This window comes from Nocardioides ganghwensis, from assembly GCF_014779655.1.
Taxonomy (GTDB): domain Bacteria; phylum Actinomycetota; class Actinomycetes; order Propionibacteriales; family Nocardioidaceae; genus Nocardioides; species Nocardioides ganghwensis.
Genome location: NZ_JACXYX010000016.1, coordinates 44349 through 56961 on the forward strand (window position 1 = coordinate 44349; position 12613 = coordinate 56961).

A 12613-nucleotide genomic window follows, 5' to 3' on the forward strand; every position below is an offset into this window, starting at 1 on the left:
GAGGCGGGCGTGCGTGCGCGTGGTTTGCTCAGTCGCCGACGCGGCGCAGCCGCGGCGCCGGCGGGGTGAGGTCGGCGGCGTCGCGGAACGACTCGCCCACCAGCACGGGCACGACCTCGCTCACGTCGCACCGCGCGGCGATCTCGACGTCGGCGACGAACCCCGCCTCCCCGAGCTCGCGACCGCCCGCGCAGTGGAGCAGGTCGTGGGGCAGCACCGCCGCCTGCCAGGCCGCCATGGCCATGCGGGCCTCGGGGCTGGCCCCGGCCTCGGCCTCGGCGTCGAGGGCGGTGAGCACCGCACCGGCGCCCCAGAGGTCCTCGACGGCCGGGCGCAGGGTCTCGTCGTGCCACCGCTCCCCCGCCGGCACGACCACGACGCTGGCCCCGTCGGCGACCTGCGGGGCGAGCCACCGGGCGACGGCCGCGGCGTTGCGCAGGCAGGCGCCCACGACCTGTGCGCCGGAGTCGGCGAGGGCGAAGGCGATCGTGGACCCGTTGGGCGAGGGCAGGACCAGGCGCTCGATCCCGTCGACCTCCGCGAGGCTGGCCGGGGAGAGCGACACGTGCCGGGCGTCACCGCGCGAGAGCGCCTCGAAGCGGCCGACCGCGAGGGTCGCGCCGTGGCGCACCGCGTGCTCGGCGGCGCGCGAGTCGCGCCAGCGGAAGGGGAAGACCTCGATGCCCCGCTCGACCGCGACGCTCAGGGTGGTGGTGAAGGACAGCACGTCGACCACGACGGCGTAGTCCGCGGACACCGCCTCCGCACCCGTCGGTCCCCACTCCATGCGGAGCCGGTAGGTGGACTGGTCGTGTCCCGGCAGCGTCACCCGGACATTGAACAGCGCCGGAGCCGCGATGGTGGAAACGGTGGGGCGTCGTACGGCGTCGGTCGACGCACGTCACTCCGGGCCGTTGGGGATCACCAGCACCGGGACGGGCGAGTGGCGTACGACCTGGGTGGCCGTGGAGCCGAAGCGGAGGCCCTTGAACCCGCCGGCGCCGCGGGTGCCGACGACGAGCATCTCGGCGCCCGCCGCGGCGTCGATGAGGCGCTCGGTCGCCTGGCCGCGCAGCGCGTAGAGCTGGACGTCGACGTCGTCGGCCAGGCCGGCGGCGACGCAGTCGGCCTTGAGGTCGGCGATGACGGCCTGCTCGAACTCGGCGAAGGGAGGCACGTAGCCGCCCACCATGGTGTCCGGGCGGGGCGCCGTCGTCACGTTCCACACGCGCACGACGTGGAGGGTGACCCCCAGCCGGCGCGCGAGGTCGCCGGCGCGACGTACGACGGGGCCGGAGGCGCGTGAGCCGTCGTGCCCCACGACGATGCCGCCGGTGATGTGGGCTTCCTTCCTGACCATGCCACCAGCCTAGGGAGCCGCCGCGCCCCTGTCAGGGGGCCGAAGGTCACCAGATCCGGACGCGACCCTCCGGCTCGAGCCACAGCCCGTCGCCCGGCTCGGTCCCGAAGACCTCGTGGAACTCGTCGAGGTTGCGCACGATGTTGGCGCGGAACTCCGCCGGGCTGTGCGGGTCGATGGTGAGGTACTGGAGCTCCTGCTCCTTGCGGCGCTTGGTGCGCCACACGTGGCTCCAGTTGAGGAACAGCGTGCGCCGGTCCTCGACCGAGGCCTCGCCGCCCCGGCTGATGACGTAGGCCTTGTGGGCGATGGTCAGGCCGCCGAGGTCGCCGATGTTCTCACCGACGGTGAGGCTGCCGTTGACGTGCTCGCCCGGGAGGTTGCGCGGCTCGAAGGCGTCGTACTGGGCGATCAGCGCCTGCGACTTGGCCTCGAAGGCGGCCTTGTCGTCGGCGGTCCACCAGTCGTGCAGGTTGCCGTCGCCGTCGTACTGCGCGCCCTGGTCGTCGAAGCCGTGGCCGATCTCGTGGCCGATGACGGCACCGATGCCGCCGTAGTTCTCGGCGTCGTCGGCGTCGGGGCTGAAGAAGGGCGGCTGCAGGATCGCGGCCGGGAAGCAGATCTCGTTGGTGCCGGGGTGGTAGTAGGCGTTGACGGTCTGGGGCAGCATCAGCCACTCGTCGCGGTCGACGGGCTGGCCGACCTTCGCGAGCTGGCGGTCGGTCTCGAACGCCGACGCCGACGCCACGTTGCCCATCAGGTCGTCTGCGGAGATCGTCAGCGCGGAGTAGTCGCGGAACTCCTCCGGGTAGCCGATCTTGGGGTAGAAGCGGTCGAGCTTGTCGTAGGCCTTCTGCTTGGTGTCCTCGCCCATCCAGTCGAGCGCCTCGATCGAGCGGCGGTAGGCCGTGACGAGGTTGGCGACCAGCTCGTCCATCATCTGCTTGGACGTCGGCGGGAAGTGGCGGGCGACGTAGACCTTGCCGACCGACTCGCCGATCGCGCCCTCGACGAAGTCGACGCCGCGCTTCCAGCGGGCCCGCAGCTCGGGGGTGCCGTTGAGGGTGCGGCCGTAGAAGTCGAAGTTGGCCTCGACGAACTCGTCGGGCAGGTAGGGCGCGGAGCTGCGGACGACGCGGACGTGGAGGATGTCGCGCCAGGTCTCGATCGGCGTCTCGTCCAGCACCGTGGACAGGTGGGAGAAGAAGTCGGGCTGCATCACGATCGAGCGGCGCAGCGTCTCCTCGGTGCCGCCGAGGCCGGTGACGTAGGTGATCCAGTCGAAGGCCGGGCAGAGCTCGCGCAGCTCCTCGAGGCTCTTGTGGTTGGTCGTCTTCTGCACGTCGCGCGTCTCGGCGGCCTCCCAGTGGCCCTCGGCCAGGCGCGACTCGTACGCCAGCACGCGCGCCGCCGCGCCCGCCGGGTCGTCGTGCTCGCTGAGGGTGAGCAGCGTGGTGAGGTAGGCGAGGTACTTCTCGCGGATCTCGGCGAACTTGTCCTCGCGGTAGTAGGACTCGTCGGGCAGGCCGAGGCCGCCCTGGGCGAGGTAGACGATGTTCTTGGAGGCGTCGGCCCGGTCGGGGGTGATGTAGGAGCCGAACAGGCCCGGTCCGCCGATGCGCTCGAACATGCCGAGGAAGGCCGCCAGCTCGGTGAGGTCGGAGACGCGGTGGGCGCGGTCGAGCAGGCCGCGGATCGGCTCCAGGCCCTTCGCGGCGATCGTCTCGGTGTCCATGAAGGAGGCGTAGAGGTCACCGATCTTGCGCTCGTCCTCGTCGAGCTCGTCGGCCGGCCGGTCGGCGAGCTCGGTGATGATGTCGCGGACCTGCTGCTCGGCGGCGTCGGCGAGCGCGATGAACGCGCCCCAGCTCGACTTGTCGGAGGGGATCTCCGTCTCGTCGAGCCAGCGGCCGTTGACGTGGCCGAACAGGTCGTCCTGCGGGCGGATGTCGGGGTTCATGCCGTCGCGGGCAGCGTCGAGGATCGTCACGCGCCGACCCTAACCCCGGCACCCAGACGCGAAGGTGACACCCGTCTCGCCGCACTGGTCCAGACCACGTGCTGGCACCCCTGCCAAACCCACCCGGATGGGTGAGGCTGGGGAGTCTTGGACGGATTCGATCGGGAGGACCCATGTTCCGACGCACGCGCACGCTCGCCCTGCTCGCCGCCGGCGGCCTCGTCGCCACCACGCTGGCCGCCCCACCGGGGAGCGCCGGGACCGCCGAGCGGGTCGGCACCCGGTCGTGGAGCCCGCTGACGGCCAGCGCCTCACCCAACTTCGCCCAGGCGGCGGTCGCCCGTACGGCGGACGGCACCCAGCACGTCGTGTGGATCGTCGACAACCCCGACGGCACCCACAACTACGAGCACACCACGATCTCCCCGAGCGGCTCGCAGGGGCCGGTGACCCGCGTCCTCCCCACCAGCTGGGCCCAGCTCAGCACGCCGGTCGACCTCGGGGTCAACGCCGACGGCAGCCTCCGCCTGGCGTTCCGCGGCACGATCGACGGCAACACCGCCAACTTCTTCACCTACAAGGGCGTCTACACCGCCGTCTCGGTCGACGGCGGCTCCTCGTGGGTCGTGCCCCGCGAGGTGCTGGCCCGGAGCAACAGCGACGGCGGCGTCACGATGGCGTACACCCCCGACGGCACGCCGATCACGGGCTACGGCGACACCGGCGGGTTCCACTGGAACGTCGGAGCCGTCCCCGAGGCCGCGGTGCCGACCGCGACGGTGCAGGAGTTCACCGACCACGACGCCTACGGCGCGTCCCTGGTCCGGTCCGGGTCGTCCGTCTACGTCGTCTACCAGTCCATCCGCGGTGCGGGGATCTACGCCCGGCAGGTCTGGCCGTCCCTCGGCGCAGCGGTCAAGGCCCCCGGCGCCTACACCAACCCGGGCCAGCCCATGGCCGTGGTGGACCGTCCCGGCGTCGGCGTGGTCGCGGCCTACACGATCGACTCGCGGGTCGTGCTGTGGGACGTCTTCGCCAACCGCATCCACCGCGTACGCGGGATGGACGGCCCCAACAACGTCTCGCTCGCGGTGCTGCCGGACGGGCACCTGTGGCTGGCCGCGCAGGGACCCATCGGCTACACGCCCCGCGTGTCGCGGGTCTCGGCGCGGGGCTGGACCGTCGACCGCAGGCCGACCCTCCTCGACGACCTCTACAGCACCTTCGGGCTCGAGGTCAGCAGTGCGGGCGCGCTGCGCTCCGAGCTGATGCTGACCGGCAACGACGCCGGCGACCCGAGCCGGGTCCACGCGATGTCGGCGCTGGCCCGGATGACGCTGCGCACCACGCCGGGCCGGTGGCGGGTCGGCCGGGCGCAGCGGGTCGTCCTCAAGGTCACCGACGTCGACGGCGGGGTGGCCCGGGTGAAGGTCCGCGCCGGCGGCCGCCGCTGCACCACCAACGGTGCCGGACGCTGCTCGATCCGGTTCCCCGGCCAGGCCCGTCCTGGACGGATCACCGTCCGGGCGACCAAGCGCAGCTACTACCCCGAGAATGCGAGGCTGCGCGTGGTGCGCTGAGTCAGCGCACCCGTACGACCGACTTGCCGAGGGTGCGGCGCTCGTCCATGTCGACGAGCGCCCGCCCGAAGTCGGCGAGGTCGTAGGTCGCGCCGATCGGCGGCTTCACCACGCCGGACTCGATCATCGGCGCGAGGCGGTGCCACTGCCGTTGCATGTAGCCGGGGCGCGTCATGGCGTACGCCCCCCAGCCGACGCCGCGGACGTCGGTGTTGCCGAGCAGCAGGCGGTTGACCTTGACCTCGGGGATGCCCTGGCCGGCGGCGAACCCGACGACCAGCACCCGGCCCTGCTCGGCCAGGCAGCGCAGCGAGTCGGTGAAGGCGTCGCCCCCGACGACGTCGAGCACCACGTCGACGCCCGTGCCGCCGGTGAGCTCCTTGACCGCGTCCCTGAAGTCCGGGCCGACGACGACGTCGTCGGCGCCCGCCGCCCGGGCGAAGGCGGCCTTCTCCTCGGTGCTGACGACGGCGATCGTGCGGGCACCGAGGCCCTTGGCGACCTGGAGGGTGGCCGTGCCGACACCCCCGGCGGCCCCGTGCACGAGGACCGTCTCGCCCTCGCGCAGGCCGCCGCGCTCCTCGAGCGCGAACAGGGCCGTGAGGTAGTTCATCGGCAGCGCCGCGCCCGCGTCGTACGACAGCGTGTCGGGCAGCGCGAAGGTGAAGATCGCCGGGTTGGCGACGAGCTCGGCCGCACCGCCGTTGAGGTTGACGCCCGCGACCCGCTGGCCGACGGTGAAGCCACTGGACTCCGGAGAGCCGGGGTCGAGGACGACGCCTGCGAAGTCGACGCCGAGGGTGAACGGCGGCTCGGGCTTGAACTGGTACTCGCCGCGGCTGAGCAGCAGGTCGGGGAACGCGACGCCCACGCTGTGCACCTCGACCAGCACGTCGTGGGGCCCGGGCGTCGGCGGGTCGACCTCGCGCACCTCGATGTCGGCGGGACCGGTGGGCGTGACGACCTGGACTGCGCGCATGCGCCGAGCCTAGTCACGCACGAGGTACGCGTGCGGGCGTGGCGAGGGGGCCAGCAGGTCAGCCGACCTTCTTCACCTCGGCCAGCTCGAAGTGCATCGGGTCGGTCCAGCGCCAGTCCCCGCCCCACGCGAAGCCCCACGTCTTGAAGATCGCCACGACGTCGCGGTCGATCTCGCCGACCGTGCCGCGCTGGTTGCCCGCGGTGTTGACGTCGAGGGCGAGGCCGAAGGAGTGGTTGGACAACGTGGTCGTGTTGGCGATGAACCGGGGGTAGTAGCAGCCGGCGTACTGACGCGGGTCGATGGCGCCCGCCAGGCCGCGCTGCTGCACTTCGAGCAGCGCTGCGCGCAGCTGCGGGAACAGGTTCTTGTGGCAGGTGACGCTGCCCAGGATGGGCACCACCTCGGTGCGGATGTGGGCCCGCACCCAGGCCGGGTCTGGAGCGATCCGCCCGCCTCCGAGCACCGTGTAGCGGAACGTGCCGACCAGGCTGCCGAGCGTGCCGCCGGTCGGGATCGCGGTGAGCTTGGCGTCGGGGTCGAGCCCGAGCCGCGAGGCGACGTCGAGCATCTGGACCGAAGCGTCCTCGCCCACCAGCCGTTCGAGAGGCCTGCGGATCGTGGCGGGGGTGGTGCCGTCGGTCGAGATGAGCAGCCCGTTGTCCGTCGCCATCTCGATGTCGGCTGCCCACGCGGTGTTGACGACCATGTCGATCGTCGGGATCTGGGGCGTGTAGGCCCCGACGTGCAGGGTCGGCGCACCCTCGTCGGTGCCGAGCCGGATCATCCCGTCCGGGTCCGCCAGCCGGCGGGCAACCCTCGCCTCGGTGGCCATCTCACCGCCGGCGACGCGGTCCCAGGCCTCCTGGAAGTCGGCCACCTCGGCGCGGGTGAAGTTGCGGTAGCCGGCGGGGTCGACGGCTGCGACGGTGAGCACGCGGTTCTCCAGGCTCACCTGGCCCAGGCCGATGCGCTCGGTGTGGGCGACGCCGCGCAGCTTCTCGATGCGCTCGAGCAGCTCGTCGTCGATCGGCTTGTCCCACTGCACGAGGATGTCGGCGCTCCACAGCCGGCCGTCGCGCTCGCCGGGCGGGTCCACGGCGTGGGCCGGGTCGGCGACGGGTGCGGTCGAGGGGCGCTGCGTGGGCTCGGCGACCGGCGAGGCGGGCGTGGCGTCCGGCTCCTCGCGGGCGGCGGGCTCGCTGCACGCGACGAGCACCAGCGCGAGGACAGCGGTCGCCGCCGCCCCGGCTCCCCGTCGTACGCCCATGCCCAGACCCTAGGCAGTGCGTGTCTGGACGCGGTGCGGAATCGTGAACCACGAGACCAGGCCTCCGACGACCAGCAGGCCGGCGCAGGCGAGCACCGCGGAGCCGTACGCCGTGTCGAACCGCGCCGGGTCGCGGTAGTCGTCGCCGGCCAGGCCGACCGCCATGGGGAGCGCGGCGACCGCGAGCAGGGACCCGGCGCGGGCCAGCGCGTTGTTGATGCCGCTGGCGACGCCCGCCACCTCGTCGGGGGCGGCCGCCAGGACCGTCGCGGTGAGCGGCGCGACCATCAGCGCCAGCCCGAGGCCGAAGACGGTGAGCCCGGGAGCGACGTCGCGCCACCAGGTGACGTCGGGTCCGACGCGCAGCAGCAAGAGGGTGCCGGCCGCCATCACCAGCGGGCCGAAGGTCATCGGGATCCGCGGTCCGATGCGCTCGCCGAGCGCGCCCCCGCGGGCCGCGAGGAAGAGCATGCAGGCGGTGATCGGCAGCGTCGCCAGCCCGGCCTGGAGCGCGTTGTAGCCACCGACCGTCTGCAGCTGGAGGACGAGGAAGAACAGGATCGCGCCGAGCGCGGCGTAGACCACGAGGGTCATCAGGTTGGCGGCACTGAACGTGCGGTCGGCGAAGAGGCGCAGCGGCACCATCGGCTCGCGCGAGCGCCGCTCGACGACGACGAAGGCCACCGCTGCGACGACACCGCCTGTCGCCGCCCAGAGGGTCGCGGTCCCGCCGGCGTCGGTCAGCGCCCACGTGGTGCCGGCCAGGGCGAGGGCGGCCAGCACGGCACCGGCCACGTCGAAGCGCCCCTGCACCCGCGGGTCGCGGGTCTCCGGGACCCAGGTCTGCGCCAGCCACACGGTGACCGCGGCGAGCGGCAGGTTGATGAGGAAGATCCACCGCCACGACGCGTGGTCCACCAGCAGCCCGCCGACGAGGGGCCCCAGCGCGGCGGCGATCCCGCCGAGGCCCGACCAGGCGCCGATCGCCCGGCTGCGGTCCTCCGCGCGGAACGCGCCCTGGATCATCGCGAGGCTCCCCGGGGTGAGCAGCGCCCCGCCCACGCCCTGCAGCACGCGCGCGACGACGAGCACCTCCGCGGTCGGTGCGAGCCCGCACAGCAGCGAGGCGGCCGCGAACCAGACGGTGCCGATCACGAAGACCCGTCGCCGGCCGAGCCGGTCGCCCAGCGAGCCGCCGAGCAGGATCAGGGAGGCGAGGGAGAGGAGGTAGCCGTTGGTGATCCACTGCAGCTGCGCCAGCGTCGCGTCGAGGTCCTCGCCCATCGTGCGGAGCGCGACGTTGACGACCGTGCCGTCGAGGAGCGTCATCCCCGACCCCAGCGTCGCGGCGGCCACCACGCCGCGGGCGGGCGGCGTACCCCAGGAGACCGTGCTCACGACGCAAGGCTAGGCGCCACCGCTCACCGGACGTGCGGTCTAGAGCGTCCCGGCCCGTCCTTGACCGCGTCGGGGGGCAGTCGTTTGATCGCGAGAGACGTCCGCCACCCCCACCCCCACCCCCCGACGGGCGCACGGCAGGTCAGGAGACCCCATGAACCTCTCGTCGTCATCGCCCCGGCGCCTCTCGCGCGCCGCGGGCTCGCTCGCGCTGGCCCTCGTCGCCGGCGTGCTCGCCTGGACCGGAGCCGCAGCACCCGCCGAGGCCGCCGCACCACCGTCGTGCCTCAAGCGCACCAACAACACCTACGAGAAGCTCCTCGCGTGCGTCACCGTCGAGGGAGTACGCGGGCACCAGGCCGCCTTCCAGGGCATCGCGGACGCCAACGACGACGAGTACTACCCCGGCACCCGCGTGGCCGGCACCGAGGGGTACGCCGAGAGCGTCGAGTACGTCGCCGACAAGCTCCGGGCCGCCGGCTACACCGTCACCCTCGACCCCTTCGACTTCCAGTTCGTCTTCCCCGCCCTGCTGCGCCAGCTCTCCCCGGTGACGGCGGACCACGCGACCGGCACCTACACCGGCTCGGGCAACGGCGACGTCACCGGCAACGTCGTCCCGGTCGACCTCGCCCTCACCCCGCCGCGGGACAGCTCCAGCGGCTGCGAGGCCGCCGACTTCGCCGGCCTCGACCTGTCCGGTCCGAGCGACATCGCGCTGGTCCAGCGCGGCACCTGTGCCTTCGCGATCAAGGCCGTGAACGCCCAGGCTGCCGGCGCGGAGGCCGTCGTCATCTTCAACCAGGGCAACGACCCGACGCGGGAGGGCCTCATCGTGGGCACCCTCAACCCGTCCCCGGCCCCGGTCACCGTCCCGGTGGTGGGCGCCAGCTTCGCCGCCGGCGTCGCGCTGTCCCAGCCGGGCTCGACCGCTCGCGTCCGCGTCCTGCCCAGCCAGACCCGTACCGACTACAACGTGCTGGCGGAGATGCGCGGCATCCTCAACCCCGACAACGTGGTCATGAGTGGTGCGCACCTCGACAGCGTGGGGGCCGGTCCCGGCATCAACGACAACGGATCCGGCTCGGCCGCGCTGCTCGAGACCGCACTCCAGATGGCCAAGGTCAAGCCGCTCAACACCGTGCGCTACGCCTGGTGGGGCGCCGAGGAGGCCGGCCTGCTCGGCTCGACGGCGTACGTCCAGGGGCTCTCGCAGGCCGAGCGCGACCGCATCGCGCTCTACCTCAACTACGACATGGTGGGCTCGCCCAACTACGTCCTGATGACCTACGACGCCAACGAGTCGACCTTCGCCGCGCCGGCCGGCGTGCCGATCCCGGAGGGCTCGGAGGCGATCGAGAACCTCTACGAGCGGTTCTACACCTCCGTCGGCCGGCCCTATGACGACACCCAGTACTCGGGTCGCAGCGACTACCAGGCGTTCATCGTCGCCGGGATCCCGTCCGGAGGGCTGTTCACCGGCGCGGAGGTCGTCAAGACCCCGGCACAGCAGGCCATCTGGGGTGGCACGGCGGGCGCGCAGTTCGACCCGTGCTACCACCTGGCCTGCGACACCTTCGCCAACAACAGCAACGCCGCGCTCGAGGTCAACAGCGACCTGATCGCCTATGCGGCGCTGACGTACGCCTACTCGACCGAGGACGTCAACGGGGTGGCGGGCGAGCCCGTGCCCGAGTCCGTCCCGCTCCCCTCCCCGGCAGGGCCCGAGGGCACGTTCTGCACGACCGCGGGCTGCCCGTCCGGTGGTCTCCACGACGACCACGACCCGAGCGAGTAGCACGGCGCCGGGACCCAGGGGCCGGTCGTCGCACCCGCGGCGGCCGTCCCCTCGGACCCGGCCCGCCCCGGGCGCTCAGCCGCCGAGGACCTTGGCGGCGAGCCAGGCGATGTCGGCGCCGGTCTGCTCCGGCGAGCCGGACGGCTGCATGACGTGGCTGAGCACCACGCGTACGACCATGTCGATCGCCGGGTCGAGGTGGTCGGCGTCGAGGCCCGGGGAGTAGGGCGCCACCCGCGCGCTGATGACCTCCTTCGCCACGCCGAGCAGGCCGGCGGCGTTGGTCGTCAGCAGCGGCAGCAGCTCGGTGTCGGCGCCGTGGGTGGCGCTGACCACCGCGTGCAGCAGCTTGTTGGCACGCGCATAGGTGAGCACGTCGGACACGGCCTTCTCGATCGCGCCGCCCAGGTCGTCGGGCCGGGCGTCGAACGCCTGCTCCACCACCTGGAGGAAGCGGGCCAGCTCCTCGAGGATCATGGTCTCGGCCAGCGCCGGTTTGGAGCCGACCTCGTTGTAGACGGTCTGCCGGCTCACCCCGGCCGCCTCGGCGAGGCGCGCCATCGTGACCGCTGCCCATCCCGAGGAGGTCGTCAGCTCGACGGCCGCCGCGACGATGCGGTCGCGGGTGGTCTCGGGCATGCGCCGAGTCTAGGAGCCCCGGCGTACGTCATGGCGCACGGTCGTCCTGACCGCCACCGCCCATGACGTCGTCGGGCAACGTCATGGGGGGTGGTCGCCGCAGCCACCACCGCCCATGACGTACGGACCGTCAGGCGACCGAGCGCTCCGGCTCGCAGGGGACGAAGTCGACCTTCTCGCGCACGCCGCAGTCCGGGCAGCACCAGTCGTCGGGGATGTCGGCCCAGGCGGTGCCGGCCGCGAAGCCCTCGTGCTCGTCGCCCGCCGCGACCTCGTAGACGTACTCGCAGCTGGGGCAGCGGGCCGCGAGCACCTCGGCCACGGCCCCGGGCAGGGCCTCCCCGGCGGCGCGCTCGGCCTCGGCCCGGGCGGCGTACCCGACCGCGTCGTAGCGGCGGAGGTACGTCTCGCGCTTGCGCGGGCTGATGTTGGCGAGCGAGACGTCGCCGCCGAAGTGGTCGACCACCCGCTGGTCCATGACCCGGCGCCAGACGGCGGGGACGATGGCCAGCACGATCATCCCGGCGTACCCCGTCGGGAGCACCGGGCTCTCCTCGAAGTCGCGCAGTGTCTGGTACCGCCGGGTGGGGTTGGCGTGGTGGTCGCTGTGGCGCTGCAGGTGGTAGAGCAGCACGTTGGTCGCGATGTTGTTGGAGTTCCAGCTGTGGCTGGGCAGCACCCGCTCGTAGCGCTGGCGGTCGCCCTCGCCGACCTTCTGCCGCAGCATCCCGTAGTGCTCCATGTAGTTGACGACCTCGAGGAGCGAGAACCCGACGACCGCCTGGATCACGAGGAACGGCAGCACCTCGATGCCGAAGGCGGCGAGCACCGCGACCCACAGCACGACCGACATGAGCCACGCGTTGAGGACGTCGTTGTCGAGGCGCCAGGGGCTCTGCTTGCGGCGGGCCAGCCGCCGCTTCTCCAGGCGCCAGGCCGACTTCAGGGAGCCGCCGACCGTGCGGGGCCAGAACTGGTAGAAGTTCTCGCCCAGCCGGGCGCTCGCGGGGTCCTCGGGAGTCGCGACACGGACGTGGTGGCCGCGGTTGTGCTCGATGTAGAAGTGGCCGTAGAAGACCTGCGCGAGCGCGATCTTGGACAGCCAGCGCTCGTTGGCCTCCTTCTTGTGGCCGAGCTCGTGGGCGGTGTTGATGCCGATGCCGCCGATGCAGCCGATCGAGACGGCCATGCCGATCTTGTCGAGCGTCGACAACGGCTGGTCGGCGAGCAGCCCGAAGTAGTCCCAGCCGCCGACCACGGCCATCGCGCCGAGGAAGCCGGCGTACTGGATCGGGAGGAAGAGGTAGGTGATCCAGCGGTAGTAGCGGTCCTGCTCCAGCGCCTCGATCACGTCGTCCGGCGGGTTGGAGCGGTCGAGCCCGGCGACCAGGTCGATCGCCGGCACGATGCCGAGGATCACGATCGGACCGATCCAGAACCAGACGCTCCACCCCGTGGCGAGGTAGCCGCCGAAGGCGACGAAGGCCAGGCTCGGCACCACGAGCCCGATGAGCCAGAGGTAGCGCTTGCGGTCCTTCCAGAGCTCCGTCGTGCCGTCGGGCACCGTTCCGCTGGGGGCGAGTCGGCTGGGAACTCGGGTGGGGTAGCCGGGCATCTGCGGACCTCCTG

General features: G+C 72.5%; 10 protein-coding genes. 2 read left to right on the forward strand and 8 right to left on the reverse strand.

Annotation, left to right across the window (positions count from 1 at the left end; all coding sequences use genetic code 11):
- Positions 1-28: 28 nt before the first annotated feature.
- The 3 genes from IEZ24_RS17045 to IEZ24_RS17055 form a co-directional block, all read right to left on the reverse strand.
- Positions 29-829: a 2-phosphosulfolactate phosphatase gene (locus IEZ24_RS17045; RefSeq protein ID WP_242498529.1), complete on the reverse strand. Its 801-nt coding sequence runs from the start codon at positions 827-829 to the stop codon at positions 29-31.
- A 72-nt stretch (positions 830-901) separates the two neighbouring features.
- Positions 902-1360, reverse strand: a complete 459-nt coding sequence (locus tag IEZ24_RS17050; protein WP_129455826.1) for a universal stress protein — start codon at positions 1358-1360, stop codon at positions 902-904.
- 46 nt (positions 1361-1406) lie between these two features.
- Positions 1407-3350: a M13 family metallopeptidase gene (locus tag IEZ24_RS17055; protein ID WP_129455827.1), complete on the reverse strand. Its 1944-nt coding sequence runs from the start codon at positions 3348-3350 to the stop codon at positions 1407-1409.
- 143 nt (positions 3351-3493) lie between these two features.
- Here IEZ24_RS17055 and IEZ24_RS17060 point away from each other — a divergent pair, with 143 nt between their 5' ends.
- Positions 3494-4900 carry a hypothetical protein gene (locus IEZ24_RS17060; RefSeq protein WP_129455828.1) on the forward strand — a complete coding sequence of 469 codons (1407 nt, stop codon included), beginning with the start codon at positions 3494-3496 and terminating at the stop codon, positions 4898-4900.
- A gap of 1 nt (position 4901) precedes the next feature.
- Here IEZ24_RS17060 and IEZ24_RS17065 read toward each other — a convergent pair whose 3' ends face one another.
- Genes IEZ24_RS17065 through IEZ24_RS17075 form a run of 3 tightly spaced genes read right to left on the reverse strand, consistent with a single transcriptional unit; the run spans position 4902 to position 8547 of the window.
- Positions 4902-5879: an NADPH:quinone oxidoreductase family protein gene (locus IEZ24_RS17065; protein WP_129455829.1), complete on the reverse strand. Its 978-nt coding sequence runs from the start codon at positions 5877-5879 to the stop codon at positions 4902-4904.
- Positions 5880-5937: 58 nt separating this feature from the next.
- Positions 5938-7149 (reverse strand): M15 family metallopeptidase, encoded by a 1212-nt coding sequence (locus IEZ24_RS17070; RefSeq protein WP_129455830.1) that lies wholly within the window; start codon positions 7147-7149, stop codon positions 5938-5940.
- 9 nt (positions 7150-7158) lie between these two features.
- The gene (locus tag IEZ24_RS17075) at positions 7159-8547 is read right to left on the reverse strand and encodes an MFS transporter (protein ID WP_129455831.1); all 1389 of its coding nucleotides are present in this window, start codon (positions 8545-8547) and stop codon (positions 7159-7161) included.
- A 154-nt stretch (positions 8548-8701) separates the two neighbouring features.
- Here IEZ24_RS17075 and IEZ24_RS17080 point away from each other — a divergent pair, with 154 nt between their 5' ends.
- Positions 8702-10345 (forward strand): M28 family peptidase, encoded by a 1644-nt coding sequence (locus IEZ24_RS17080; RefSeq protein WP_129455832.1) that lies wholly within the window; start codon positions 8702-8704, stop codon positions 10343-10345.
- Between the two features lie 75 nt (positions 10346-10420).
- Here the strand turns inward: IEZ24_RS17080 and IEZ24_RS17085 are convergent, their stop codons facing one another.
- Both IEZ24_RS17085 and IEZ24_RS22430 read right to left on the reverse strand, forming a co-directional pair.
- On the reverse strand, positions 10421-10984 hold the full coding sequence (locus IEZ24_RS17085) for a TetR/AcrR family transcriptional regulator (RefSeq protein WP_129455833.1): 564 nt from the start codon (positions 10982-10984) through the stop codon (positions 10421-10423).
- Positions 10985-11114: 130 nt separating this feature from the next.
- The gene (locus IEZ24_RS22430) at positions 11115-12599 is read right to left on the reverse strand and encodes a fatty acid desaturase (protein WP_129455834.1); all 1485 of its coding nucleotides are present in this window, start codon (positions 12597-12599) and stop codon (positions 11115-11117) included.
- Positions 12600-12613 lie beyond the last annotated feature (14 nt).